Origin of the sequence: Nitrosococcus wardiae (assembly GCF_004421105.1) — a bacterium.
In the GTDB taxonomy this organism is placed as follows: domain Bacteria; phylum Pseudomonadota; class Gammaproteobacteria; order Nitrosococcales; family Nitrosococcaceae; genus Nitrosococcus; species Nitrosococcus wardiae.
Window position 1 is genome coordinate 2,425,894 of the sequence record NZ_CP038033.1, and the last position, 25,523, is coordinate 2,451,416.

Annotated in this window: 21 protein-coding genes and 1 pseudogene; 13 read left to right on the plus strand and 9 right to left on the minus strand. The window is 51.8% G+C overall.

Translation table 11 applies throughout. The features are described from left to right. Positions 1–226 precede the first annotated feature (226 nt). The 5 genes from E3U44_RS11720 to E3U44_RS19645 all read right to left on the minus strand — a co-directional run bounded on the left by E3U44_RS11720 (position 227) and on the right by E3U44_RS19645 (position 8,563). Positions 227–3,178 (minus strand): insulinase family protein, encoded by a 2,952-nt coding sequence (locus tag E3U44_RS11720; protein ID WP_134358372.1) that lies wholly within the window; start codon positions 3,176–3,178, stop codon positions 227–229. A gap of 39 nt (positions 3,179–3,217) precedes the next feature. Next, a complete protein-coding gene (locus E3U44_RS11725) occupies positions 3,218–3,958 on the minus strand; it encodes an HAD family hydrolase (protein WP_240761410.1) in 741 nt (246 codons plus the stop codon). Positions 3,959–3,967: 9 nt separating this feature from the next. Continuing rightward, positions 3,968–4,837, minus strand: a complete 870-nt coding sequence (gene hslO / locus E3U44_RS11730; RefSeq protein WP_134358374.1) for an Hsp33 family molecular chaperone HslO — start codon at positions 4,835–4,837, stop codon at positions 3,968–3,970. Positions 4,838–5,491: 654 nt separating this feature from the next. Continuing rightward, complete coding sequence (gene rpoD, locus E3U44_RS11735) at positions 5,492–7,228, minus strand: RNA polymerase sigma factor RpoD (RefSeq protein ID WP_134358375.1); 1,737 nt, start codon at positions 7,226–7,228, stop codon at positions 5,492–5,494. Between the two features lie 750 nt (positions 7,229–7,978). Then, positions 7,979–8,563, minus strand: a complete 585-nt coding sequence (locus E3U44_RS19645; RefSeq protein ID WP_206054774.1) for a hypothetical protein — start codon at positions 8,561–8,563, stop codon at positions 7,979–7,981. 241 nt (positions 8,564–8,804) lie between these two features. Here E3U44_RS19645 and E3U44_RS11745 point away from each other — a divergent pair, with 241 nt between their 5' ends. The 4 genes and pseudogenes from E3U44_RS11745 to E3U44_RS11760 all read left to right on the plus strand — a co-directional run bounded on the left by E3U44_RS11745 (position 8,805) and on the right by E3U44_RS11760 (position 12,493). Beyond that, a complete protein-coding gene (locus E3U44_RS11745; protein WP_134358376.1) occupies positions 8,805–10,100 on the plus strand; it encodes a putative PEP-binding protein in 1,296 nt (431 codons plus the stop codon). A 174-nt stretch (positions 10,101–10,274) separates the two neighbouring features. Further along, positions 10,275–10,709 (plus strand): archease, encoded by a 435-nt coding sequence (locus E3U44_RS11750; RefSeq protein ID WP_166805071.1) that lies wholly within the window; start codon positions 10,275–10,277, stop codon positions 10,707–10,709. A gap of 6 nt (positions 10,710–10,715) precedes the next feature. Next, a pseudogene (locus E3U44_RS11755) lies at positions 10,716–12,150 on the plus strand (RtcB family protein). A gap of 16 nt (positions 12,151–12,166) precedes the next feature. Continuing rightward, positions 12,167–12,493, plus strand: coding sequence for a CBS domain-containing protein (locus tag E3U44_RS11760; protein WP_206054777.1), 327 nt, complete (start codon positions 12,167–12,169; stop codon positions 12,491–12,493). A 510-nt stretch (positions 12,494–13,003) separates the two neighbouring features. Here E3U44_RS11760 and E3U44_RS11765 read toward each other — a convergent pair. The 3 genes from E3U44_RS11765 to E3U44_RS11775 all read right to left on the minus strand — a co-directional run bounded on the left by E3U44_RS11765 (position 13,004) and on the right by E3U44_RS11775 (position 15,020). After that, positions 13,004–13,687, minus strand: a complete 684-nt coding sequence (locus E3U44_RS11765) for a SagB/ThcOx family dehydrogenase (RefSeq protein WP_134358377.1) — start codon at positions 13,685–13,687, stop codon at positions 13,004–13,006. A gap of 226 nt (positions 13,688–13,913) precedes the next feature. Then, positions 13,914–14,633: a response regulator transcription factor gene (locus E3U44_RS11770; RefSeq protein ID WP_134358378.1), complete on the minus strand. Its 720-nt coding sequence runs from the start codon at positions 14,631–14,633 to the stop codon at positions 13,914–13,916. A 51-nt stretch (positions 14,634–14,684) separates the two neighbouring features. Beyond that, positions 14,685–15,020, minus strand: a complete 336-nt coding sequence (locus E3U44_RS11775) for an STAS domain-containing protein (RefSeq protein ID WP_134358379.1) — start codon at positions 15,018–15,020, stop codon at positions 14,685–14,687. A gap of 222 nt (positions 15,021–15,242) precedes the next feature. Between E3U44_RS11775 and E3U44_RS11780 the strand changes: the two genes are divergently transcribed. The 5 genes from E3U44_RS11780 to E3U44_RS11800 all read left to right on the plus strand — a co-directional run bounded on the left by E3U44_RS11780 (position 15,243) and on the right by E3U44_RS11800 (position 18,858). Next, complete coding sequence (locus E3U44_RS11780) at positions 15,243–15,467, plus strand: hypothetical protein (protein WP_134358380.1); 225 nt, start codon at positions 15,243–15,245, stop codon at positions 15,465–15,467. Positions 15,468–15,498: 31 nt separating this feature from the next. After that, the gene (locus tag E3U44_RS11785; RefSeq protein WP_134358381.1) at positions 15,499–16,122 is read left to right on the plus strand and encodes an adenosylhomocysteinase; all 624 of its coding nucleotides are present in this window, start codon (positions 15,499–15,501) and stop codon (positions 16,120–16,122) included. Positions 16,123–16,355: 233 nt separating this feature from the next. Continuing rightward, the gene (locus E3U44_RS11790) at positions 16,356–17,819 is read left to right on the plus strand and encodes a TrkH family potassium uptake protein (protein WP_134358382.1); all 1,464 of its coding nucleotides are present in this window, start codon (positions 16,356–16,358) and stop codon (positions 17,817–17,819) included. Between the two features lies 1 nt (position 17,820). Beyond that, the gene (locus E3U44_RS11795) at positions 17,821–18,465 is read left to right on the plus strand and encodes a potassium channel family protein (protein ID WP_134358383.1); all 645 of its coding nucleotides are present in this window, start codon (positions 17,821–17,823) and stop codon (positions 18,463–18,465) included. Positions 18,466–18,561: 96 nt separating this feature from the next. Then, positions 18,562–18,858 (plus strand): HNH endonuclease, encoded by a 297-nt coding sequence (locus E3U44_RS11800; protein WP_134358384.1) that lies wholly within the window; start codon positions 18,562–18,564, stop codon positions 18,856–18,858. A gap of 21 nt (positions 18,859–18,879) precedes the next feature. Here the strand turns inward: E3U44_RS11800 and E3U44_RS11805 are convergent, their stop codons facing one another. After that, the gene (locus tag E3U44_RS11805) at positions 18,880–20,025 is read right to left on the minus strand and encodes a DUF819 family protein (RefSeq protein ID WP_134358385.1); all 1,146 of its coding nucleotides are present in this window, start codon (positions 20,023–20,025) and stop codon (positions 18,880–18,882) included. Between the two features lie 98 nt (positions 20,026–20,123). Here E3U44_RS11805 and E3U44_RS11810 point away from each other — a divergent pair, with 98 nt between their 5' ends. The 4 genes from E3U44_RS11810 (at position 20,124) to E3U44_RS11825 (ending at position 25,502) form a co-directional block, all read left to right on the plus strand. After that, positions 20,124–21,554 carry a TldD/PmbA family protein gene (locus E3U44_RS11810; protein WP_134358386.1) on the plus strand — a complete coding sequence of 477 codons (1,431 nt, stop codon included), beginning with the start codon at positions 20,124–20,126 and terminating at the stop codon, positions 21,552–21,554. Beyond that, positions 21,555–22,877, plus strand: coding sequence for a TldD/PmbA family protein (locus E3U44_RS11815; protein WP_134358387.1), 1,323 nt, complete (start codon positions 21,555–21,557; stop codon positions 22,875–22,877). It abuts the gene before it with no gap. A gap of 134 nt (positions 22,878–23,011) precedes the next feature. Next, the gene (locus E3U44_RS11820; RefSeq protein ID WP_240761412.1) at positions 23,012–24,271 is read left to right on the plus strand and encodes a PhoPQ-activated pathogenicity-related family protein; all 1,260 of its coding nucleotides are present in this window, start codon (positions 23,012–23,014) and stop codon (positions 24,269–24,271) included. 28 nt (positions 24,272–24,299) lie between these two features. Next, positions 24,300–25,502, plus strand: a complete 1,203-nt coding sequence (locus E3U44_RS11825) for a ChaN family lipoprotein (RefSeq protein WP_134358389.1) — start codon at positions 24,300–24,302, stop codon at positions 25,500–25,502. Positions 25,503–25,523 lie beyond the last annotated feature (21 nt).

Consider the following 25,523-nt stretch of genomic DNA (forward strand, 5'->3'; position numbering starts at 1 on the left):
GAAATGGGTGTCAGAAATAATGATAATAGGGAAGTAACCCCTGCGCAGTTTTGTTAAAGTTTGAGAATGTTTTGCTGTCCGTGCCACGATTGGTTTAATCTCTTGTTTTAGGCTTCGGCATCATCATATATCCCACTTCTTACTTCTTTTATAAATCCGTTATCGCTGACAGCGATAATCATCGCTACCCTAACAGGGGAGGGTAATGCATAGGATGCTACTCTAATTAGACTTTATACCTTGTCAGCTCCAGCCCAGTCAGTTGTTCAAAGCGAGTAGCATTAGTGATGACAGCAATGCTCGCATTTTCTGGATTGAGGTACTCCGCAGCCACTCGTTTGAGATCTTCAAGGCGCACGTCTAATATCCGACTACGAAAACGACGGCGTTGTTCAGGGGTGCGGCCGTAGAGGCTGTTATAAAAGGCGCTTTTGGCCTCACCAGCGGGCGATTTAGGTTTATCGATGGCACTGATAACGCCGAGGAGGGCTTCCTCCACAAGGCGCCATTCGTGATCATTTTCCAGTAGCCATTGCACAGACCGATCAAAGTCATCGAGGGTTTCAGTGAGGCGCGGGTCTCGATAGGAAAAGAAGCGAAAGGTCGCACTGTCCGAGTCTTGTCCGGCACCGCCGCCGTAGGCCCCACCCTGTTCCCGGATTGCCCGATGGAGGTAATTATTGCGAAGGAACCCACCGAGTACTGTCAGGGCGGCAGCATCTGGATGGTCAACAGGCACTGTGGGATAGGCCTTGGCGCAGAAATTAACCTGGGTGCTTGTGGTCCAGGCTTGGCGCACAGAGGTGCGTATCTCAGACAGGTGCAGAGGGGTAAATTTTGCGGCAGCTTCCGGATTATAGTGCCCCTGTCTGCGTAACATTGCTAGAAATTCTGGGCGACGTTCTTGTTCACCGATAACCAGCAATTGGCGCGGGGCAGCCAAGAGATGTTGGTGGATGTGGCGGAACTTATCGGCTAGCGCCTCGCAGGCGGTTTTATCGGCGAGGCTTTCGTCCAGTTCCTGCAGAAAGGAAATGCCGGAGAGCCCACTCAAGCGATGGGCGAGGGCCGCTGTGGGGCTCATTCCGCTGGCTGCCGCCGCCATGGCAAGGGCATGACCGTTGCCGGTAATATGCTCTTCCCAATCAGCGCGGCGTTGGGCAATCACCTCACGGAGGTGGTCCAACTCATCGAATCGTACCTCTTGCAAGGTGGTCTGCAGTAACTCGGCGAGGTACTCGTAGTTATGGGCAAGGGCCTTGCCGGAGAGGACAAAATGGCCATTCACCTGCTGGACATTGTCTATCCGCCCCCGTAAGGTGGTGATGGCGTTGATGCCACCGCTGACACTATCTTGCCAAGCTTGGGTTTGGCGGTAATCCCGATCGCCGACCCCCAGTTCTGTAAGGCAAGCGGTATAGTGGGGCAACACCTCCAACAGCTCGTCTTCTAAGTGGGGCATGTCGATGATAATCTGTTGATAGACCAAGCCATTGGTGCCTTGATCGAAAAAGGTGACCGGGAGTTTGTGAACGATTTCCTGAGTACCCTCGGGAATAGAGAGGGTAGGGGGAATATCTTCGATCCCTACCTTAGGCAGGAGATCAGGGTTGTCTTGTTGTTGTTGACGGGCCATAAGCTCAGCAGCGAGTTTTACCACGGCTGCTTTTTGCTTCTCATCCATGGCTGCTTTCAGGGTGGCCAGGCGGGCTTTTTCCGCTGTGGTGCGGTGAGCGCTAAGGTGGGGATCTGGCTGTAGGGTCAAACGCACCCGGTGGGGGTTGTTGAGAAGATTTTCCCGCACTAGCTCTTTGATAAACTCAGGATCTTTGATTTCCTGGCGTAGTTTTTCTAGCACCGGATCCAGATTGAGCAGGGCTACGGGATCGCCCTCGTGGATAGCGCTTGGCAACCCTTCCAGTATTAGCTGAAGGCCGTAGGGCATTCCATCACCGCCGATCTCCCGTTGGTGTAGCTCTAATTGATGGAGCACCGCCTCCACCTGATCCTGAGGAACGCCTTTCTCGGCCACCTCCTGCAATACCTCCAGCACCCGCTGCTCGAGTGCCTCGGCATGATCGGGTTGAGAGCCCTCAAGGCCACAAACAAAACTCATCTCCCGGTTGCTGTCTTCCAAGCCACAAAGGGGGGAGGGAGCCGCACCTAGGCCACAAGTTTCCAAAGCATGGCGTAAAGGGGAGGCGCTATTATCGAGCAATACCCCGGAAAGCAGATGGGCCTTGAGCTGTTCTTCTAATGCTGTGCTTTGACCTAGCAACCAGCCCAGCACAATGTGGGTCTTATGGGTAACATCTTCAGCTTCCAGGGCATAGTTTTCCTCTACTTGCAGAGGGGCAGCGTAGCGTTTTTCCTCCCCCACCCTAAGATTCATCTCCAGCCGATCGAACTGGGAGAGGGCATGGGATTCAAATTGTTGGTGATGCTCCTGGGCAGGGATATCACCAAAGGTCATGAACACCGCATTGGAGGGATGATAGTGGGTATGATAGAAGGCCTTGAGCTGCTCGTAGCTTAAGTCTGGGATATGCTCCGGATCGCCACCACTATTGTAATGATAGGTAGTGGTGGGGAACAGATGGCTAGAGAGGGTCTGCCAAAGAACGGTCACCGGTCCACTCATGGCCCCCTTCATCTCATTGAATACCACCCCTTTGAAGACTAAATCAGTGTCAGGATCGTGGGGTTCTTCGAACTCTACTCGATGTCCTTCCTGGGCAAAATCCAAGGGATCGAGGCGGGCAAAAAATACGGCGTCCAAGTAGACGCCTAAAAGATTATTGAAATCCTTTTTGTTTTTGCTCGCAAAGGGATAGGCTGTCCAGTCGGAGCTGGTGAAGGCATTCATGAAAGTATTGAGAGAGCGACGCAGCATCATAAAGAAAGGGTCGCGTGCCGGATATTTTTCGCTCCCACAAAGGACGGTATGCTCCAGAATATGGGCCACTCCGGTGGAGTCCATGGGAACCGTACGGAAAGCCACCAGGAATACATTTTCTGGGTTGTCTGTCGCCAGATGGAAGTGTTTGGCGCCGGTTCTGCGATGGCGGTATTCCTCAAGGGTAAGATTAAGGGAAGCAATCCGTTGGCTGCGTAACTTATCGAAAGCAGGGTGAGTTGAGGAATAGGTCTTGGGATCGTGGGCAGAGATGTTATTCATAAAACGAAGTTCTTTATCTGCAAGTAGGAAGCAATGAATTTAAATTTTAATTTGCTGGAAAAGCCAACGCTCCAATTCATGAAAGTCCTTGATGATCACCTCTGGAGGTGGCAGATCTGCCGGCCAAGGGGCTTCTCGTCGGTTAATCCAGACTGCGCGCATCCCTACTTGCTGGGCAGCGATGACGTCGCATTCTGGATGATCACCAATATGGACGGCCTGGTGAGGTTCAACACCGGCTTGTTCCAAGGCCTGCTGAAACATGTCCGGTGCGGGTTTTGCTGCGCCCGCTATACAAGGGGTCAGGGAAAAATGGAAATGAGCCTTTAGCGGTGTGCACTGAACATCAGCGTTGCCGTTAGTGAGCGAGGCGAGGCGGTAGGTCCGGGCTAACTTTTCAAGTACGGGCGGTACATCAGCGTAGGGGGTTACCCAGTTTCGAGCCTCAAGAAAAACCCCAATAGCCTCTTCCGCCAAATCCGGTGAGTCATCGGATTCCTTTAGCAGCAGGCGTAGGGAGGTGGTACGTACGGCTGTCAGATCGTAAGCAATCTCCGCGTATTGCTCCCGGATTAGCCGTCGGTGGGCTCGTAAGCTGTCAAGATCATGGCTTGCTGTGAGGCGCGGTGCCCGTTGTTGGAGCCACTTAAACTGTATTTCTTCGGCCTTTTTCAACACCGATTCACTAGGCCAAACCGTTTCGTCTAGATCTAGGGTAATCAGGGTCAAAGGAGAAACAGTTTTTGATTCCCTGGGAGATAAGTTGGTCAGTTGCGTCATAACCATTGCTCAATGCCGCGTAGAAGATACAGGAGTTTTTACCTGTTCAGCAAATAGTTGCTCTACATCCACTCGGTCAAAACTGTAGTGGCGATTGCAAAACTCGCAATCTACTTCAACTGTGCCTTCCTCTTCCAGAATAGCTTCCATTTCCTCCCGTCCCAAAGCGACTAGGGTATTCTCGATCCGCTCCCGGGAACAACCACAGCGGAAGGAGATCGGTTCAGGCTCGAATAAACGGAGTTGCTCTCCATTGAATAATCGATACAGCAGTTCCGTACTGGGTAACGATAACATTTCTCGTGCTGTAACAGTATTCGCCAGCAATGTGATGCGCTCCCAATCCGTCTCGTGTCCTGGCTGGGAAGGCAGCTCTTGGAGAAAGAGTCCTACTGCCCGTTGCTCATCGGCGACTAACCAGAGTCGGGTTTGAAGCTGTTCTGAATAGGAAAAATAGGTTTGCAGGGCTTCGGCCAGATTGGTGCCCTCCAGGGAAACAATGCCCTGGTAAGGGTCTGTGCCTTCTGTTTGGATGGTGAGCACCAAGCGTCCGGGACCATACATTTCGGAAAGCGATCCTCGGGGAACCTCGCCATTCCAGCGGGCCAATCCACGCACGGTTCTATGGTGAGTGGCTTGTGCCACTAAGGTTTGCAGAGGGCCTTCACTTTGGGCCTGGAGAATGAGGGATCCTTTAAATTTAATGGTGGCCGAAAGCAAAACTGTGGCGGCTAACGCTTGGCCGAGTTGAAATTGTACTGCAGAAGGGTAGTCGTGGCAGGTAAGCACGGCCTGCCAGCTCGCATCAAGCTGGACTAGCTCGCCCCGAATCCCAATCTCTTCAAACAAGAAGCGATGCAAATTATCCCGATCAATCATGGAGGAAACTTATCAAATTCCAAATGGACTATACACATTAATAAAGGCTTATTAGACACACTTTTATGCTAGAGTTCAATTGTGCTTATTTTGCCCCCTAAGCTTTTTTTATTGGCAATCAAGGAGCTGAGGCTATGGACCGATATCTCCTGCTCTTGAGTGTTTTGTTGATACTTACTTTGGGCGCTTTTTTTATGGGTTTTATTCATTATCCTATAGGATGGCTGATCCTGACCGCCCTGCTGATTATGAGAGTGAGTCAACTTAGAAAACAAAAGCACAACAATTAAGACAGATAAACCAAGCAAAATAAAAAGGCGCTCGAAACTTATTCCCTGTTCCGATGCGCCTGAGAGGTTGGGAGGCTACCCTTCGCAAGTTTTTTTTGTTGGTTCTATAGAATTCTATATTAAACAAGTGTAATTGCCCCCGTAAGTATAGTTTAAGAAAATGAGGTGGGTAGGAAAGTTTTGAGGCCTTCTTGGGGCGCTGAATGGCGAAAAGTCAGGGGAATCGCCAATAAGTGATTGCTTTATTGGGAGAAAGTAAGTTTTCGGAACAATAGAATGAGCGCTAGGCTATAAATGGGAGGGGAGCAGGGAGTCTATTCCCTGCCCTTAGTAACCCTTAATTTAGCTTGATAGCCCTTTCAGCTTACTCTTCGAGAAAGCTGCGCAGGGCTTTGGAGTAGCCCAAGCGGCGAAGTTTGTTCAAGGCTTGGGCTTCGATTTGCCGGATTCGCTCCCGGCTCAGATCGAATTGTTGAGCCACTTCCCCCAGGGTATGGTCAGTGTCCATACCGATCCCAAAGCGCATGGCGACTACCTGAGCTTCACGAGGGGTCAGGGTGGCCAGCAACTGCTGGGTCCCGGCCTGCAAACCGGCGGTGATGGCGATCTCCATAGGGTTCGGGACCTGCTCGTCTTCCATGAGTTCGCCCAACTGAGAGTCCTCATCTTTACCCAGGGGCGTTTCCAGGGAGATGGGCTGTTTTGCAATCTCATGCATATGGTGGATCTGTTGCTCAGACAGGGCCAGGCGCTCGGCCAATTCCTCAGGACGACCTTCGCGACCCTTTTCCTGCCGGAGCTGGTAGGAAGCCCGGTTGAGCTTACTGAGTTTCTCCATCACATGCACTGGGATGCGGATGGTGCGGGACTGATCATCGATAGCCCGGGTAATCGCCTGCCGTATCCACCAATGGGCATAAGTAGAAAACTTATAGCCCCGGCGGTAATCGAATTTATCCACTGCCCTCATCAGGCCGATATTACCTTCTTGGATCAGGTCCAGAAAGGTCAATCCCCGATTGCGATATTTCTTCGCCACCGAGACCACCAAGCGCAGATTGGCCTCTACCATTTGTGCTTTGGCCCGCTGGGCTTGCATTTGACCACGGGTCAAGTGCCGATGAACTGCCTTGAGTTCAGCCAAAGGAAGTCCCGCTTCGGTTTCCACCTGAATCAGTATCCCCTGGGCCGTTCGGATTGTTTCAGCCTGGGCTTGCAGTGGCTGTCGGTCCCCCTGACTGCCGGCTAAGAGGTCTTCAACCCACTGGGGGTTGGTGGCATTGCTGGAGAAACTCTGCCTAAAGTCCTCCTGGGACAGCCCCCCCTGGTGGATACAGTAATTCTTGAGCACCTGTTCTTGGGTTTGCACTTTGCTCACCCAATCGTGTACCGGTTGAGCCAGTTGCTTGAGCCGAGCCGGGACTAAGCGAAGGAGCCGGAACTCCTGGGCGAGTTCTCTTCGCAGTTCCCGCGCCTGAGCGCTTGCCACCCCTTCTTGGGCTAAAGCCACTTCTAGCCCCGAGTGGAGGGTCCGGATGCGGGAGAAGTGCTCGTTAACCTCCTTTAAGTTTGGACCTTTTGTATCTCCTGCCTCGGTTTCTGAAGTTGTTGCTTCCGTTTCGGTAAAGCCAATCAGCCAGTCTGTCAAGCGGGTCTCGCCTGAGTCTACTTCTTCGGCCCAACGCAGTAGCTCGGCCACTATGGCTGGATAATTGCCTAAAGCCTCAATACTTTGGTTTAATCCTGCTTCAATCGCCTTGGCCAGCGCGACTTCTTCCTCACGGGCGAGCAGGGCATGGGCCCCCATCTCCCGCATATAAGTGTTAACCATGTCGCTGATAGCCCCGTCCGAGGACAGCACTACCTCAGCCGTTTCCTCTTCCGACTCCGGCCCGCTTTTGAGCAATAATGCCGGATCTAGGGCTTCATCAAATTCCTCGAGATCCTGATCATGGAAAAGACTGACGACAGCCTCAGCCTCATCACTGTCTTCCACTTCCTGCACGACATACTCTTGTAGCTCCTCCTCAGTCAGCAAACCTTGCGCCTTGCCCTTGAGAATAAGCCTTTTCAGCTCCTCTTGTCTCATTTCAAAATCCATGGACCTATTCCCCTGTATGATTAATACACGATGCTTCTAAAAACTTTTACCATTGACTATATTAATACGCAGGGATTCCGTCCCCGCATGGTGGCCCTCTATCATGAAGGCAGCGGTATTCTTTAAATTCTGGGATTGACTCGTTCTCTGGTCAGAAGCTCATATTCGAGCAGGGCCCAGAATGAGTACGTCTGGAGTTTATTCCGTTTTTTAGTGATAATCCCTCAGGCGAGTTGATAAATGGATGTCCCTTTTATCAATACCAGTGGCGATTCACGCTTTTTGTTCCTGCCTTTGCTGTGGTAACCTACGGTAACAAGCTTCTCGATAAAGATGAAGCTCCAGCGTATACCCTCAGCGGGCTCTAAAAAGATGATTCATCTGCGAGTATATTCACAGCAAAGATCATCCCCAGTGTCATCCCAATTTAAACTCGCTATACTGCCTTAGTGTGTCCTCAAGAGGTAGCACCAGAAGGCAATAAATGATAGAACCGCACCCCCTACTTAGTGTGAAGGTAACTAGCTCCGCAGGTGGTACCCGCTGTGCTTTTTGATTGATTCCCAGAAAATACCTGATTAATAAAGCTAATCGTTAGATCATAATAAGCTTTAGAAGTTCATAGAAATTTAACCTGTTCCCGTAATTGCCCCCACAGTCTCCCTAAAGGGAGGTCTAGCAAAGAGTAAGCCTTACTGTCGCACAAGGGGAAGGCTCGTGCTGCAGCCACCATCACTTGCGCTGCTAGGGCTAGTCCGAGAACCGGGCCTCAAATAAAAGTAATTGGTGTTCAGTGTGTCCTGTTGCTCCCCAGCGCTCCATCAGCACGCCCTGGCCTTCCTCTTCCAGAATGGCAACACTGTCTCCGGGAAAGACAAAGGTTTCTTCGTTGAGAAACAGGGGATCAGTGCGGATCGCCTCTTTCACTTTTTCTAGTTCTGCTTCTTTCTCCAGTTCGATATCGACGTAACGTTGCCGTTTTCCTGTCCGGCTATGTAACTCAGTGGAAAGCGCCGCCTTCACGCCAGAGATGGCGCGCGCCACAGTGGTGTGATGTAGGCTTTTGCCGGGACGCCTTGTCGTCTCCGTATGCCCTTTAGGGGTTAAAAGCATAAAAAGGGCGCGCAACAATGACAGTGCGCCCGGATCCCAACCTGCCCCCACAATTGCCGCCGCTTTGTGGCGGAGAGCGAGCCGCTTGATTGCCTGCTGATGGTATTGAAACGCCTCACCATGAAAAGTAGCGCACTCCACAATGGGAACGCCATGCTGAATAAACTCCTGGGCTTTCCCCAGTACTTCCTCTGTTGGGACACAGAGGAGCGCTGCATCCACTTTTGCTAGCTCGGAGGGATGGACAACCGAGGGGATTTTTTTGGAAGGGCTTCGGTAGCGGTTCCATGACTCGCTCGGCCCGACGCACAATGCCAGCTAGGGTAAGCTGCTCCTCAGTCAAAATCCTTTCTGCACAGTCCTTGCCCAATCGGCCAAAACCGATAATAGCCACAGGTAACGGTTTCATTGCCTAAATAATCTATATTTATAAGTAAAGTTATCGTTCATAGTGGATACTCCGATGCAACAGATTCAGGGTACTCCCTTTTTCCCTGGTTGTGGTCGCGGGGTTATTCGGCTTGGTGGTCGAGGCGCTGGTAGCGCGGAAGTGGCCGTAGTTAGCCACAGGGAACTGACTACGTTGACCACCCGACCGGCGGCTGTAATCGTAGTCGATGCTGCGCCCTTGTCCCATTTTATGATTCGACTCCTTGGTTTAGGGATGCCTGCGGTATTGATAACAGGCCAGCAGGCAGCACTACTGAAAGCGGGTTTGGAAGTTATTGTCGACGGCATGAGCGGCGTTATTGCACTCTCCAAATTGGCGGGAGCCGAGGCACAGGTGCCGCTGCCTGAAGCACCACAGCAGGGCAAGCCAGTGTTGACACGGGACGGGCAAGCCGTTGTGCTTGGTGCAAGTGTCGCCAACCTCCAGGGGGTGACCCATGCCATGGGTTGTGGCGCCACCAGGATCAGCCTGGTGCGTTCCGAGTATTTAACACCGGAAAATGGTGGCGCACCTGATGCTGATTTCTATACTCACGCTTTATCGGTCCTATGTCGGGCGGCTCATCCGCTAAGCGTCACCGTTCGGCTGCTCGACTTGGCTGCCGATAAGTGCCCGCCGTGGGTAGGGCAGATATCGGGGTTAGTCGGTCCCTTAGGTTTGCAAGGGGCACGTTTATATAGCATAGAACCGGTTCGCAGCGTTTTTATTGCTGAACTCGACGCCTTGGCGCGGATTGCCCCCGACCATGAAGTGTCCCTGTTGATTCCCTTCTTGGCACGAATTGAAGAATTTTACCACTGGCGGGATGAAATCGAGCAATTTTTACCCCTTCCCATGGCCATTGGCGCCATGGTGGAAACGCCAGCAGCCGTATTGGCCATTAAGGATTGGTTGGCCGTAGCAGATTTTGTGGCAATCGGGTGTAACGATTTGATGCAGTGTTTATTTGCTGCAGATCGGGATTTAGAGCAGGTAAGTCCCCTTTTGGATCCTTATACTCCGGTGATGTTTCGCCTCTTTCGCCAAATCGCCGAGGAAGCGGGACAGGAGATAGACCGCATCCGCCTGTGTGGGTTGTTTCCGCAGCTCTCCGGTGTACTGCCCATGCTACTGGGTTTGGGCTATCGCCACTTTTCCATTGAGCCGCTATTGATTCCCTACTTAGCACAATCGGTTGCCGACTGTAATATCCCAGAGGCCAATGGTTTAGGGGCGGCAGTTTGCGCCGCAGCAGATACAGAAAGTGTCCGTCGCCTATTGGGGCTATCAGGCAGTTCGGTTTGGGCCATGGCCAGCGATCTTGGTTAGAAAAAATGACAGTCAGGTGATGAAAAAAGACTCGCTATCACACCGTTTCTCGGCTATCTAAGATCGGTAATAGTGATCTTGAATTGGGGGAGCTATTAGGATGGAAGCCCTCCATGAGGCGCAATTCTACTCTTTGGTCTATTTTATTTTCCATGGTAACGGGTAACGCATTCTGTGAATGCTGAAATAAACACACCCCGTTGGGAACACTTCCCCCACCAAGGGGATGTAGGTGTCCGTGGCCTGGGGGCCAGCATGGAGGAGGCTTTTTGCGGTGCCGCTCTGGCATTGACGGCGACCATCGCCGATTTAGACACGGTTGCGCCCAAAGAGCGGGTGGAAGTGAAGTGCTCTGCGCCGGATAAGGAATTCTTGCTGGTGGAATGGCTTAATGCTCTCGTGTTTGAGATGGCGACCCGCCAGATGTTGTTTAGCCACTTTGCGGTGTCAATTGAGGATGACCATCTAGTGGGGGAGGCTTGGGGAGAGCCTGTGGATCGGACCAAGCACGATCCTGCCGTGGAAGTCAAAGGCGCCACCCTAAGCGAACTTCATGTAGAGCGCCACAAGGAGGGTCTCTGGATCGCCCAATGTATTGTGGATGTGTGAGAAGCCATGGATACTAGCCGTTTAACCCAAATTTCAGAGTATGCGTGGCGTATCGATCCCCACGGGGAGATGCGTGTGCCTAGCATCATTTACGCCAACGAAGCCTTAATCCAGGCCATGGATGAGAAGGTCTATGAGCAGGTGCGGAATGTGGCCACCTTGCCGGGCATTGTGGAGGCGAGCTTTGCCATGCCTGATGCCCATTGGGGCTATGGATTTCCTATCGGTGGTGTAGCGGCCTTTGACCCGGGGCAAGGAGGAGTTATCTCGGCAGGTGGCGTAGGCTTTGATATTTCCTGTGGAGTCCGTACTCTCCACACGGGGCCGCGCCGGGAGCAGATTGAGGCGGTTAAGAGTCCCCTGGCTGACCGGCTGTACCATCAGATTTCTGCCGGCGTGGGGAGTCGGGGCGCTATCCATCTCAACGACCGGGAGATGAATGCCATGTTGGCCGGTGGGGCCCGGTGGGCGGTGGAGCGGGGCCACGGCCGTCCCGAGGATTTGGCACGCATTGAAGAACAGGGCTGCATGCCGGGAGCGGTGCCCGATGAAGTCTCGGCCAGGGCCAAGAAGCGCCAGCAAGATGAGATGGGGACCCTAGGCTCAGGCAACCATTACCTGGAAGTTCAGTACGTGGTCGAAGTCTATGACCCGGCGACGGCCGCTGCCTTTGGCCTTTATGGGGGGGATATGGTGGTCACCATCCATTGCGGATCGCGGGGGCTAGGGCATCAGATCGGCACTGAATTTTTGAAGGATATGGCCATCGCCGCGCCCCGCTATGGAATCACATTGCCGGATCGAGAATTGGCCTGTGCACCCATCCATTCTCCCTTGGGGGAGGCCTACTTGGGAGCCATGCGTGCCGGGATCAACTGTGCTCTCGCCAATCGCCAGATCCTGACCCATCTGACCCGGCAAGTCTTTGCCGAAATCCTGCCTGAGGCGAATCTTACCCTCTTATATGATGTATCTCATAACACCTGCAAAGTGAGTGGAAGAGCATGTCATTGACGGCCAGCGCAAACGGCTCTTTATCCATCGCAAGGGCGCCACGCGAGCCTATGGGCCGGGACATCCGGATTTGCCCCAAGCCCTGCAGGAGGTGGGACAGCCAGTCCTTATAGGAGGCTCCATGGGTACTAGTTCCCACATTTTGCTAGGGACAAAGGAGACCGAAGCGCTGGCCTTCAGTTCCGCTTGCCACGGGGCCGGGCGGAGTATGAGTCGTCATGAGGCTAAACGCCGTTGGTACGGTCGGGAAGTGGTGGACCGGCTCGCGAAGCGAGGCATTCTTATCCGCAGCGCTTCTTATCGGGGCGTGGCGGAGGAAGCCCCGGATGCCTATAAAGATGTGGATGCGGTTGTAGATGCAGCCCATGAATCCGGTTTGGCCCGTAAGGTGGCCCGTCTTGAGCCTCTCATTTGTATCAAGGGGTAGGTAACAGTTAGCTGATTTGTCTCAACTTGGGGTGATTACGGACCGGGATATTACCATGGGGTGCGGGCTTAATCATAAAGCCCTTTGGGAAATTACCGCCAGGGAAGTTTGGAACAACAGGCAGGTTTTTACTTCTCATCCGGACGATGATATCCATACGGCCCTTCAGGCGATGTCAGAGCACCGTATCCTGGTCACTGACGGCAATGGGCATCTGGAGGGTATTCTATCCGCAGACGATATTGTGGCTTGTTCTGAAAAAGGCGCTAGCGGAAGGAAGGCTCCGGAACTTTCCTATGAAGACACCATTGGAATGCTTAAGACGGTGTGCAACCATCATTAAAAACAGCAGGAGGTTTGCCTAAGAAAAATCAGCCTAAATCTTGCAAAAAAAGTTTAATCGACGGCCTCTCTTGACCTATTTTTATCGAGATGGTTAAGGAATTCCCTGAACCAGCGCGGGCTAAAAAGAAGTATGTAAATCAAGAATAGTTCAGTTAACGGCAGGAATAAACTGACGTAGTGTAGAACGATAATTCCTAAACAAATAATTAAACGAACATAGATATTCATTTGGCAACCCTTTCTTTTTGCTGAAAGTGGTTAGTCTGTGGTTCAAGGTTTTTTCTGGAAGGGACTTTAGGATCGAAAAATATAGACCAATATTTAATAGCCACATGGTCTTTCAATAACGGATAATTATCGAGAGACAATCTATGGCGCTCCTATTGCAGCACTAAAATCTTTTATCATGTCTCCTTTCACCAACAGTGCGGCAGTCGACCTAGTCGTCGACCATGTCCAAGCAGTACAGAGAACTCTGGTAGACTAATTTGTAAGCTATTGTTGGAGATCAAAACCGTCCGACGGGCAGCAAATTCAAAGCTTGTTCGTTGGGGGGCATTTCTAGGATTCTGGCCACTTCTTTATCCTCAAAGGCCCCAATCACCACTGCGCCTAGGCCTAGGGAGATGGCTTGCAACAGCACATTTTGGGCCGCGTGGCCTACTTCTATATGCATATAGCGTGCTCCCCTTTGGCCGTATTTACGAGTCGTGCGCTGTTCTACCCCAGAGAACACCAGCAGCGCCCCATTATGTCTAACCGGGTCCTGGCCCAAAGCGGCACGGGCGAGTTGGTTCCGCCGGTCCTCAGTGGTAATCCGAAGCAGCGTGTGCTCATGGGGTTGATATTTGTATACTCCGGCCTCTAACTCCTGTGTCTGTCCTATAACGAGGTAGAGTTCCAAGGGATAGAGCGCGCCAGCGGAGGGGGCGGTGCGAAACCCCTGACCGTGGGTGATGCCTTGGGCTGCCCATAATAGCTGAGAGATTTCTTCCCTGCTTAAGGGGTGCCGACTGAGTTCTCGGATGGAACGCCGCTGCTGGAGGGCGGCCTCTACCGAGACTTTCCCCTCGTAGTGGGGCTGGGGCAGGGAGAGGGTCTCCGCTGGATCATTCATTACCGCCACTCCATTGGTGGTGATCAAACCCGAGAACGCCAGGAGCAGACATCGGGTCAGTTTTTTTCTGATCATTGGATATCCATTGATTTGGCCTCAAGATCAGTCCAGTTTCAGCAGAGGGTAGCGCTGCAAGTCTTCCCGAGTCCATAAGAAGGATTCAGCCGCGACCCGTTGATGGAGTTGCCCTAGGAATTCGTGGATATCCGGCACTTCTAGCACCAATACGTTGTAAAAATCGGTGCGGTGGACGCTGCCAAACTCCTGTAGGAGATTCCTTACGAGATTATAAGCGCCGCTGCTATAAGCTGACTCTTCTCGGTGTTTTCTCTCTCGCCCCCTGTGGTCCCGAGAGGGTGAGTTGGAGCAGCTCCGCCCGATTTCTTGTTTGCAGCTTGGCCATCACTTGCGCCCGGTGGTGATCGACAATTTTAGTGCTTATGCCCAGCTCTGAAGCGATGACCTTGCTGAGCTTGCCTTCAATCAGCCGTTCCATGACCTGCTGTTCCCGGGGGGTTAACTGGGAAATTCGGGCGGCCATTTCCTCTTGTTTCCGCTGGGCCTCCCGGATTCTTAAGCTCTGGGCTAGTCCCTCCTGGAGACGCTCTAGCAAGAGGGATTGCTTGACGGGTTTAATAAGGAAGTCCACGGCTCCGGCGTGTATAGCCTGTACTGCCTCGGATACAGTTCCCTGGGTGGAGACAAAGAGAAGGGGAAGCTCACTGTTTTGGTCCTCCAGTTGTTTTTGCAATGCTAGTCCTCCCATCTTGGGGACGTGAACATCAAGCAGCAGACAACCGGGGTGGGACGGGTCAAAAGCTTCTAAAAATGCTTCCGCTGAGCTATAGATTTTGACCTCCCAATTCTGGGCGTTGTTTAACCTACTTAGAGTGGGGTCCCTGGAATGATTGCTATCCACAATAAAAACAGTAGGTTTTGGAACTGTTTGTTTTCTTGGGTAGATTTTGTCCCGCAGGTACTTGGCAGGGTTAATGATCTTTTGTAGGTATTGACTCCCCATGTAACTTCTCCTACGTGAATTCTAGATAAAGCGACAGGAGTTGTGGTGGAGTTATAACAGAGTAAAGTGAGGTCCGAAGCCGCGTAGCTGGAGCGCTCTTTTTAGAGCTGGATGACAACCCACAAGCAAGAGGTCGGCCGGCTCCTTATCGAGGCTATCCTTCAACATCCAGAGTAGCGTATAACCGGAGTCGCGTATAGAGAGGGTTTTTTCCAGATCGATAATGACTTTTATCCCTGTATCACGGGCTTGTTGCGCGGCTTCCCAAAATTCCCGGCACAGGGCGCTGTCTAAAATGGGAGGGAGAGTTAAAGTCACCGTGTGAGCGTGAGCTTTGACTCCGCTTAAGGGAACAGTTTTTGCTGCGAGGTGAGTGGCTAATAACACGACAACCTCCTTTTGTTGTTCGGTTTAACAGGATCGCCTCTGATTAACAGGAGCTTGGCAGTTTTTAGTAAGTAAACCCTAAAATGTTCTGTGATGAAATGGGTATTTCTACCTAATTCCAGGATAAGCATTCTCTGGTCTCATCATTTGTAATTTGTGCTATTTAGTTAAGAGATAGTCACAGAGTGAATTAATGCGGTAGATGAAGGAGGAGCTGAATTCATGCCTTGTTGTTGCCCTTGTTGCCACTATTGGCATCATCACCATCATTGGGATTGGCCCCAGCCCCACCCTTACCCGCCGCCCTCCTATCCCCGGCGTTACCCGCCCGCCCCGGAGGAGGAGGGTATTCGGCGATTAGAAGAAGAGCGAGACCAATTAGCACAGCGACTCCAACGCCTGGAAAAAGAGCTTGAGGAATTACGCCGAGGTACCCGCCTTGCATAATAGGAACCCATGTCCTTCTGAGTAAAGGGCGGTGACCGCTGTATCCTTTGATATCCGGGATAAGGGGCTGGCCGATAAAGGGCGAGAGCGGATCCAGTGGGCCTGCTCAGAAATGCCTGTCCTGCAAACCCTGGAGGTGCGCTTTGCTAGAGAGTGCCCGTTGGCAGGTGTGCGCATGAGTAGCTGTTTGCATATTACCACTGAAACGGCCAATCTGGCTCGGATATTGACCACCGGCGGGGCCGAGCTATTGCCCTGCGCCAGCAATCTCCTTAGCACCCAGGACAATGTGGGATTTAATCTCTCTGCCTTGGAATCTTTGGCAGTAGACAAATGGCGACCCCGACCCTCTGTAGATGAGTATCTTCTCCAAGATGGTCGGCGAATCCGTTTATTGGCCGAAGGGCGGTTAGTCAACCTCGCGGCGGCAGAGGGCCATCCTGCTGCCATAATGGATATGGGTTTTGCCAATCAGGCCTTATGCGTTGCCCATCTTTGGGCTCACCAGGGTGAGTTCGCCAATCAGGTCCATGGGGTCCCCAGGGAGGTTGATGGAGAAGTGGCCCGGTTAAAGCTGGAGGCTTTGGGTCTTTCTATTGATACGCTAACCCAAAAACAAAGCACTTACTTGGCTTCTTGGCGGGAAGGGACTTGAAGTGTCCGGCTCGGAGAGTCTGGGGCGAGGATTTCATTACGGCGGGCTTAGGGGCAGTCATCCAAATACCCTAGTAATTTGCCGCCAAAAATTTGATCTTAGAGAAAATCGTTCTCTGGCGCCACGGCCATGGAGCTGGGTGCGAGGCGCACGGCTATGCAGACCCACTCATTTTGCTGACTAAGATTTAAGAAGTAAGAAAGGGGCCGGAGAGGTCAGCACGCACAAAATCTATGTTCGCCTCACAAATCAAGCCCCTTGCCTCTGCGGTTCGGTGGTCAGTTATCGCAAAATATGGGGGGCAGCTATGCTTTGTTGTTGCCGTGTTGACTCTCGTGCCTGCCATGGTTTCCCTGGGCTTCGGTGAATTGCGGGTAGTACTGCGCTTTTTAATTATTTCCGGTGCTTTGCTCGTGGTTGCAGCTGGCGCAGTATATATCAAGGAGAGCACTCATCTTCAGGTCAATGAGGCTTTGGCCATCACTGCTTTAATTTTCCTTATCGCGCCCTTGCTCACGGTATACCCACTCATGGGATACGGCCTCTCTTTTCTAGATGCCTTGTTTGAAGCCACTTCTGGTGTGACGACCACTGGGCTTTCAACTTTGGGTTTTATTGAAGGGAAACCTTCTGGCTTTCTGTTTGTGCGAGCGTGGATGCAATGGTATGGCGGCCTGGGTATTGTGGTTCTAAGTTTGGCATTGTTTATGGGCCATGGCCAGGTCGCTAGGCGCCTTGCTGGCGGAACCTGGGAACCATCGGATATGGTAGGTAGCGCCCGTGCTCACGCTCGTAGCGCACTGATGGTGTATCTGTTGCTTACAGTCTGCGGGTTTCTGGTTCTGCGGTCAATGGGAGTGCAGGCATTTCCTGCTCTGCTGCACACTTTGGCGGCTGTTTCCACGGGCGGTTTTTCCCCCTATGACGACAGCTTAATTGGGCTTGGCGACTGGTTGCAGCAGGCAGCGAACCTGCTCTTTGCTTTTTTCGGCGCGATCCCATTAGCCCTTTACTATCGGGCTTACCGTGCCGGATTCCGTGAGCTGGTAGGAGACATGGAGGTGCGCGTGTTGGTTTTAGCGGTACTGCTCCTGACCGTGTTCCTAAGTTGGAGTAGGGTATGGGTAGGGGGGGCTTCTTGGAGCGAAGCGGTTTGGCATGCTCCTTTGCTGGCCTTCTCGGCCCAAAGTACAACCGGCTTTTCCAGTTTGCAGATTGGGGAGCTAGACTCAGTATCAAAATTGGGTTTAATTGTATCCATGTTTCTAGGTGGTGGGATGGGCTCAACCTCCGGGGGCATCAAGATAATACGTTTTTTGATCCTGCTGCGCTTGCTTCAGCTCCTGTTCGTCCGTGCTAGCCTGCCACCCCATGCCGTGCTGGAACCTACGCTTGGACGTAGGCGCCTTGAGCCCCTTGACATTGAGCGTGCAGTCGCAATTGTGTTTTTGTATTTGATTACTATTGTGTTGTCCTGGCTGCCCTTTCTTGCCTATGGCTATGACCCCTTGGATTCGCTGTTCGATGTGGTCTCCGCCGTGGCTACCGTGGGGCTTTCCACAGGGGTCACGAGCCCTAGTCTAGAGCCGACGCTTAAATTGGTGTTGTGCCTGGATATGTTGCTTGGGCGTCTCGAAATAGTTGCGCTATTAATTCTTTTACTCCCCGGCACCTGGTTCGGCAAGCGGATAGATTGAAATGCGATTTGTATTTATTGGCGCTAGTGCACTCACTATAAGGACGGCCCGCATCCTAGTGGATCGGGGTCATGAGGTGGTTATCATCGAGCGGGATAAAGAAACCCTAGAAGCACTTGCGGATAATTTAGATTGTGGTTTTCTGCATGGTGATGGCGGTAAGCCAAGCATTCTAAGAGAAGTGGGCCCCAAGGCGACCCATGTCCTTTTCTGCCTGACAAGTGATGACCACGCTAATATAGTAGCCAGTTTAGTAGGGCGCTCTTTGGGGTTCCCCCGTGTCATTACACGCATTGAGGATGATGAACTGCAGCATGTTTGTCTTGAATTGGGCCTGGAAGATGTCATCATCCCAGACCGGACGATGGGCCGCTATTTGGCTGAACTCGCCGTAGGTCGGGATGTGCATGAGATTTCAGCGCTCATCAAGGGGGATGCGGATGTCTTTTCCTTTGTGGCCAGAGAAGAGGACCAGGTGCGGATACAAGAATTGGGGTTACCGGAACTGGCACGGGTGACCTGTATTTATCGGAATGATGAATTCCTTTGGCCGGAGTCGGACACTAAGCTAAAAAAGGGTGACGAGGTGGTGCTGATGATCCACCGTAACTACAAGAAAATACTTCAGGAGCGCTGGGGAGCCTGAGCTTAAAATTTATCTTAAATTGCTGTTTTTTTTGGCCTCGGAATAAACTCAGTAAAAATCAAAAAAGTTATAGTTCAGATAAAGGGGAGACAGGCAATGGCATTCAGTGAAGAGTTGGTACAGGCGGTTTGGGAACAGAAAAGTCGAGTTGCTCCTGATCAGGACCCAAATCTATGGCGAAAGGATGAATGTGGTGCTTGGGTACGGCGTGACCACTATGGAAATCGCGATTCAGAATTTGGTTGGGAGATTGATTACATCACTCCAGGGGGAGCCAAGGAGCCTGCTAACCTGCGTGTATTGCAATGGGAAAACTATGTCGCCGGCGGGGTCGGCCGTGTGGTGTGCAAAATCACTGCCGATAGGGGCGGTATAAAAAATAAGCCAGCTTAAAATTGATACTGTGATGAGGGGTTAGGATTTTAACCCAGAACCCAGCGCTACCCCGATAAAGGTGGCAGTGGCATAGCCTAGTGTGCCGCAGAGGATGGCCGGAATGACCAGAGAGTCCCATCGGCGGGCTGCTGCCATTGCAGCGGCGGTTGTTGGGCCTCCCATGTTGGCATTGGAGGCGACCACCATTTCTGGCAGGCTGAGTTTGAAGAGTTTGCCGCCAATCAAAAGGGTCATCAGGTGGATGGCAAGAATCAGTCCCGCAAATCCAAACAACACCGGCCCCACCGTTAAAACGACGGTAATGTTGGCACTGGCGCCGATGGCGGCAAAGAAAACTTGCATGAGTATAAGCCCCACCTCATGGGCGCCTTCCAACTTTGCCATCTGGCGGGGAAGCAAGGTCGCCAGCGTAATGGTGAGGGCGGTTAGGATGAGGATGCCGCTACCCGAGCAATCCAGTTCTGCTTCCAAGGCAAAGCTAATGGCACAGATTAGGCTGCTAAGGGCAAGTCCAGTAAGAAGGGAAGAAAGATGCAGGTGGGGGGTTGGGGGGGGCTCCAAAGTCAGTGCACCATCGAGGGAGGGGGTGTCCCTGAGGAGAGGAGTCGGATACCATGTCTGGAGCCAAGGAAGTGAGGGCAGCGTAAAAAGCAGCAGGAAATAGAGAGTCATCATCAGATTGTCAGCCGCGATACCGGCGGTAAGTAGATCACCGGTACGTAATCCTACCGCCTCGGCGGCTCCCATATAGTTCATTGAGCCGCCAATGTAAGTGGCGCTGAAAATAGCAGCCAGTTGCCAATCCTGTTCTCCTAAGGGGATCAAATAAAAAGCGGCTACCGTGCCCATCACCGTGCCTAAGGCACCCAGGGCAAAAGCCATTAGGGTCGCCCCAGATTCATGGACGATACGGCGTAGATCGGCGGAAAACAGCAGCAAGGGAATAGCGAGTGGTACCAGGTAGGTCCAGACAGTGTCGTAAACGGGGGCAGCCGCTGGGATGACTCCTAAATTGGACAGAGCAAAGGTCGTGAGCAAGGTAATGACTGCCCCAGAGAACCGGGCGCCTAAGGCTGTGCGTTCTCCCCAGGTGCCCAGGGCAGCGGCAGTGAGTAAGATAGCCCAAAGGGTCCAGGTATTATCCGCTGTGATTAGGGCGTCCATCCAGTGACTGTTCTAAGCTTGTTGAACGAAATCATTTTTTTCAACTACTGTAAAGAATTCCCCTTGATGCTACAAACCGATCTTGACGCCTACATGCCATGCTTGAGCTGATCGCAAAGCGTTTTAAAAATATTCCCTCTCCGGTTGATTTTTGGTCCCTGCGCCTAGTAGAAGATCGGCGTCAGCGGTTGGGCGTGCGGCAGGATGTGTTACAGCCCATCACTAACCATCATGGTCTAGGTGCTTATATTACAGTCATGGATCAAGGGGGCCTAGGTTATGCCGCCACTAGCGATCTCAGCACAACAGGGTTAGCGGAAGCCTTTCGGCGCGCCATGACCTGGGCAAAACGTACGGCTAACACCAGTCTTTTATCTCCTGAGCATATCACTTGGCCCCATCAATCCGGACAGTACCGCACTCCGGTAGAGCAATCCTGGGAATCCTTGAACTTGAATGCCAAAATCGAGTTGTTGCAGGATACCTGCCGACGTTTAAAAATCACAGATGCCATCGTGGATTGGTTGGCCACCCTCAGTTACCGAGCCAGTGAGGTATTGTTCCTCACCAGTGCCGGGGCTGAAATCACCCAGTCTTTTTATTACCTGATGCCTGAGCTTAAGGCGGTGGCCCATGGGGGCAGTGAGACCCAGATTCGAAGTTATGGCTATGACCATGCCCGCCAGGGAGGATTGGAACATCTGGACCGCTTGAGGTTTTTTGACGCCCCCAAGCGGGTGGCGGAAGAGGCATTGCAATTACTCCTGGCGCCGAACTGTCCCTCTGGCCAGATGGATCTACTGCTGTTGCCTGAGCAGATGATGCTGCAGATCCATGAGAGTATCGGACATCCGCTGGAGCTGGATCGGATTCTCGGGGATGAGCGCAACTACGCCGGAAGCAGTTTTGTGACTCTGGATATGTTTGGAACCTATCCTTATGGTTCAACACTTTTGAACGTGACCTTCGACCCCCGCTGCGCCGCCCAGTTGGCAAGCTATCGATTCGATGACGAGGGAAGCCTGGCCGAACATACCTATGTGATTAGGAAGGGTATTCTGAAGCGGCCTTTAGGGGGGGTGATATCCCAGAATCGTGCTAATCTGTCAGGAGTGGCGAATGCCCGGGCTTGTAATTGGAATCGGCCGCCTATCGATCGCATGGCTAATCTCAATCTAGAACCTGGTGACAGCACCCTGGAGCAACTGATTAGCCAGGTAGAGCATGGGGTACTCATGGACACTAACCGTTCCTGGTCCATTGATGATAGCCGTAATAAATTCCAGTTTGGTTGTGAATATGGTCGTTTGATCCGTAATGGTGAACTTCAAGAAGTAGTCAAGAACCCTAATTATCGTGGCATTTCCGCCACCTTTTGGCGCGCCCTCTCGGGGGTGGGGGATATTGGTACGGTTGAGTTAATGGGAACACTCAATTGTGGCAAGGGGGAACCGAATCAGGCCATCTACGTGGGTCACGCCTCTCCCGCCTGCCTATTCACTGCTGTGGATGTCTTTGGGGGAGTTTGAATGCCTCTGCGGGAGTTCTTTAACACTCTGGCCGATACCTTGACCACTAATCTGCACTCGGGAGAGGTTTTGACGCTTTACTTCGAGGCAGAGGACTCGGATTTTATTCGATTTAACCGGAACCAGGTGCGCCAGGCGGGCAGTGTTCAGCAATTAGAACTCTCCTTGGATCTATCAGCAGGCTATCGTCATGCCACCGGACGCTGTCATTTGGTGGGGGATTTGAACAATGATCTGCCTCCCGTTCAATCCCTACTCGCGGCATTGCGTGATCAGCGCCGCTTTATCCCTGAGGATCCTTACCTCTTTTATGCTACCGCAGGGTACAATACCGAGACTATGGAGGAAGAGGACCTTCCCAGGGTGGAGGTGGTCCTAAAGGATATTCTCACTGTCGCTGCTGGCTTAGATCTGGTGGGTCTCTGGGCGGGCGGCCGATTATATCGCGGTTTTGCCAATTCGCTGGGCCAGTACAACTGGTATTCCACGGGTAATTTTAATTTTGATTGGAGCTGCTATCATGGTGGTGGTGGGGCTGTTAAATCCCAATATGCCGGAACCAGCTGGGACCCCATCCATTTAGAGCACAAAATGCAAAGAGTGCGTGAGCAATTAGGCTTATTTCACCGTCCGGCTAAGGTGCTTCCTCCAGGGCGGTATCGAGTGTATCTCGCTCCCACGGCGTTGATGGAAATTTTCTCCTTACTGGGTTGGAGCGGGTTCGGCTTAAAAAGCCATCGAACCCAGCAAACCCCGCTTCTGAAAATGGCCCAGGGCAAAAGGCTGCTTCATCCCCTGGTAAACTTGAGTGAGTACCCGGGGGGCGGTGTTGTCCCCTGCTTTACAGAGACGGGCTTTCAAAAGCCGGAGCGGATTCGACTCATTACCCAGGGGGCCTACCAGGATTGCCTGGTTTCACCCCGTAGCAGCAAAGAATATGGTATTCCGGTGAATGCCGGCAGCGAGATCCCCCAGTCACTGGATTTAGCTCCCGGTAGACTGAAGACGAATGAAGTCTGCGAGAACTTGGAGAAGGGTATCTATATCACTAATCTATGGTATAGCAATTTTTCTGATCCTAATGATGCCCGCATTACTGGCATGACCCGTTATGCCTGTTTTTGGGTGGAGGGGGGCAAACCCCAAGCGCCTATCGACGTCATGCGTTTTGATGAGAGTTGGTATCAAATGTTTGGCGACAACCTGCTGGGCCTTACCACGGAGCGGGAATTTCTTCTGGATCCGAATACCTACGAGCGCCGCTCCTTATCGAGTTTTCGGCTTCCTGGAGCATTAGTCGATAAATTCACATTGACTCTTTAAGTCGAGGGCGAACAAGATTTTTGTGGCCTCATTTTGGGATGCTAGGTTTAAAGGATATTAAAGGCCTTAAAACGATGTTATTTCCCCCTTTTCCCTTATCTTCAAAGGCAATTTTTTTAGCAATGTCGCTATTTTTGGCAATAAAATCAGCTTTTGCAGGTGCGCTTGAAGATTATGTAAGCCAGCCCGACCCCCATTACAATTGGAAACTGACGGCACAGAAGCAAGACCATTGGGGAACACTGGCTCGCCTGGAATTGGTTTCTCAACATTGGCGTAATCAGTTCTGGAGCCATCATCTGATGGTAGCGCGACCTAATGAAGTCCGAAATCCTGAAATCGGTTTTCTCCTGATTGCTGGCGAGGGTAATGGGGAGAGATACCTGGAGCGATTGAAAATGATGGCTCAGCGGGCTGGCGCGGTGACCGCCGTCATTACCCAAGTTCCTAACCAACCGCTTTATAATGGACTCAAAGAAGACGCCTTAATTGCCTTTACTCTGGTCCAATTTTTAAAAACCGGCGATGAAACTTGGCCTTTACTGTTTCCCATGGTGAAGAGCGTTGTCCGGGGTATGGATACCGTGCAGTCCTTTGCCCAACAGGCATTTCAGCAGCAGATTGAAGGATTTGTGGTGGCGGGCGCCTCCAAGCGGGGATGGACGACTTGGTTGACGGGCGCGTTAGATTCTCGGATAAAAGGGATGGCCCCCATGGTCATCGATATGCTCAATATGGAGCAGCAATTGCGTTGGAGTGCAAAAGTCTACGGTAGGCAAAGCAAAGAAATCAGTGATTATACCGAGCTCAATCTCCACCAAAATCAAGATGACCCGGCCATGGTAAAACTGCGCAGTTGGATCGATCCTTATGAATACCGGTTGCGCTACACCATGCCTAAACTTTTGTTGCTTGGCACCAATGACCCCTATTGGGTGGTGGACTCGTTACGACATTATTGGAATGATTTGCCGGCACCCAAATTGGTTTTTCAAACCCCCAATGGGGGGCATCACTTAGGGGGGGGAGAAGAAGCCATGCAGACTCTAGCTGCTTTTTTCCAAATGATTGCTGATGGTGAGGAGTTGCCGAAAATGGAATGGAAACGACAAGAGGGGGCTGGCGGAGAGGCGAGTGTTAAAGTCTTTGGCGATCAATCCGCTCGGGCAATCCGTCTTTGGACAGCGACTTCAGCCGATCGGGATTTTCGTGATGAGCGTTGGTCAAGCAGAAATCTAAAAATCCTATCTGGCAGCAGCTATGCGGCGACTCAGGTAGATATTCCAAAGCAGGGGTATCGTGCCTACCTATTTGAAGTAGAGATGACCACTTCGGCAGGACATCCTTATAAACTTTCTACAGAAGCCCGTGTCTTACCTGATGATATTAGATAAAAAAATCGATTAAGGCGGATTTCCATAGATGCAAAATCAAGCAACTACTCCTATTTTCTTGCTGCTGTTATTTATTGTCTTATTCCCTGCGCTAGTGCAATCTTCGCCTAGGGAAAGCGCCCCAGAGGGAGCAGTGCAGGGGGAAGTCAAGGAGAGGGAAGTTGTTCCAGATACTACTAAAATTGAGCCCTCCACCAAGGCGGTAAATTTGAGGCAGTTGCTCGAGTTGGAGGGACTTATTCCCGAGCTGTCACGTTATCAGGTTGTCTTTGTGGGGGAGCAGCACCCCCGCTATGATCACCACTTGAATCAGCTTGCCATCATTCGTGGACTGCACGCCATACATCCGGAATTGGTGATTGGGGTTGAGTTTTTTCAGCAACCGTTTCAGCCTTATTTGGATCAATACATCGCGGGTGAATTAAGCGTCGGGGAGTTTTTAGATAAAACCGAATATTATGATCGTTGGATCTATGATTTCCGCCTGTATGCCCCGATCCTTGAGTTTGCCCAAGAGAACGACATTCCCATACTGGCCCTCAATGTCCCCACGGAGCTCATTCAAAAGGTGGGCCGAGATGGTCTAGAGGGACTTTCTAAAGAGGAACGGGGGCAGCTTCCTGCCGATATTGACCGTTCCAATGCAGAGTACCGTCAGCGCCTGAAAAAAGTGTTTGAAAATCATCCCCAGCATTTCGGGACTTTCGAGACTTTTTATGAGGCTCAACTGGTATGGGACGAATCCATGGCGGAGGGGGCTACCCACTATCTGCAGGACCATCCTGATACTCACATGGTGGTCCTTGCGGGCAATGGTCATTTAGCCTATGGCGTGGGTATCCCAGAGCGCTTCAGCCGGCGTCTTGACAAGGTGAGTGTGGCTATCGTGCTGAATGATTGGGAAGGTCTTATTGAGCCAGAAATTGCGGATTATTTATTGCTCTCCGAGAAAAAAGAACTGCCAAATGCCGGTTTTTTGGGAGTAATGCTCAAGCAATCCGACGGAAAACTTAAAATCCAGGCTTTTTCTGAGACTAGCGCGGCTAAGACGGCTGGAATTAAAGAGAAAGATGAACTCCTTGCTTTGAACGGTCATCCTGTTGTTGATATGTCTGATGTGAAAGAAATCATGTGGGATAAAAAGCCCGGTGATGAGGTGATCGTCAAGGTACGTCGAAGTGCTTTTTTTGATGAGGATAAGGAACTAGAAATTAAAGTCGAGCTACGGTAATCGCGTGCTCCTAAGTTGGCG

What these genes read in the sequence shown, in the direction of transcription:
- E3U44_RS11795 (WP_134358383.1), top strand. Translation starts at nt 17,821, where the DNA reads ATGCGATTTGTATTTATTGGCGCTAGTGCACTCACTATAAGGACGGCC.
- E3U44_RS11725 (WP_240761410.1), bottom strand. Translation starts at nt 3,958, where the DNA reads ATGACGCAACTGACCAACTTATCTCCCAGGGAATCAAAAACTGTTTCT.
- E3U44_RS11805 (WP_134358385.1), bottom strand. Translation starts at nt 20,025, where the DNA reads ATGGACGCCCTAATCACAGCGGATAATACCTGGACCCTTTGGGCTATC.
- E3U44_RS11720 (WP_134358372.1), bottom strand. Translation starts at nt 3,178, where the DNA reads ATGAATAACATCTCTGCCCACGATCCCAAGACCTATTCCTCAACTCAC.
- E3U44_RS11770 (WP_134358378.1), bottom strand. Translation starts at nt 14,633, where the DNA reads ATGGGGAGTCAATACCTACAAAAGATCATTAACCCTGCCAAGTACCTG.
- rpoD (WP_134358375.1), bottom strand. Translation starts at nt 7,228, where the DNA reads ATGGATTTTGAAATGAGACAAGAGGAGCTGAAAAGGCTTATTCTCAAG.
- E3U44_RS11800 (WP_134358384.1), top strand. Translation starts at nt 18,562, where the DNA reads ATGGCATTCAGTGAAGAGTTGGTACAGGCGGTTTGGGAACAGAAAAGT.
- E3U44_RS11765 (WP_134358377.1), bottom strand. Translation starts at nt 13,687, where the DNA reads ATGATCAGAAAAAAACTGACCCGATGTCTGCTCCTGGCGTTCTCGGGT.
- E3U44_RS11825 (WP_134358389.1), top strand. Translation starts at nt 24,300, where the DNA reads ATGCAAAATCAAGCAACTACTCCTATTTTCTTGCTGCTGTTATTTATT.
- E3U44_RS11815 (WP_134358387.1), top strand. Translation starts at nt 21,555, where the DNA reads ATGCCTCTGCGGGAGTTCTTTAACACTCTGGCCGATACCTTGACCACT.
- hslO (WP_134358374.1), bottom strand. Translation starts at nt 4,837, where the DNA reads ATGATTGATCGGGATAATTTGCATCGCTTCTTGTTTGAAGAGATTGGG.
- E3U44_RS11745 (WP_134358376.1), top strand. Translation starts at nt 8,805, where the DNA reads ATGCAACAGATTCAGGGTACTCCCTTTTTCCCTGGTTGTGGTCGCGGG.
- E3U44_RS11780 (WP_134358380.1), top strand. Translation starts at nt 15,243, where the DNA reads ATGCCTTGTTGTTGCCCTTGTTGCCACTATTGGCATCATCACCATCAT.
- E3U44_RS11810 (WP_134358386.1), top strand. Translation starts at nt 20,124, where the DNA reads ATGCTTGAGCTGATCGCAAAGCGTTTTAAAAATATTCCCTCTCCGGTT.
- E3U44_RS11790 (WP_134358382.1), top strand. Translation starts at nt 16,356, where the DNA reads ATGTTCGCCTCACAAATCAAGCCCCTTGCCTCTGCGGTTCGGTGGTCA.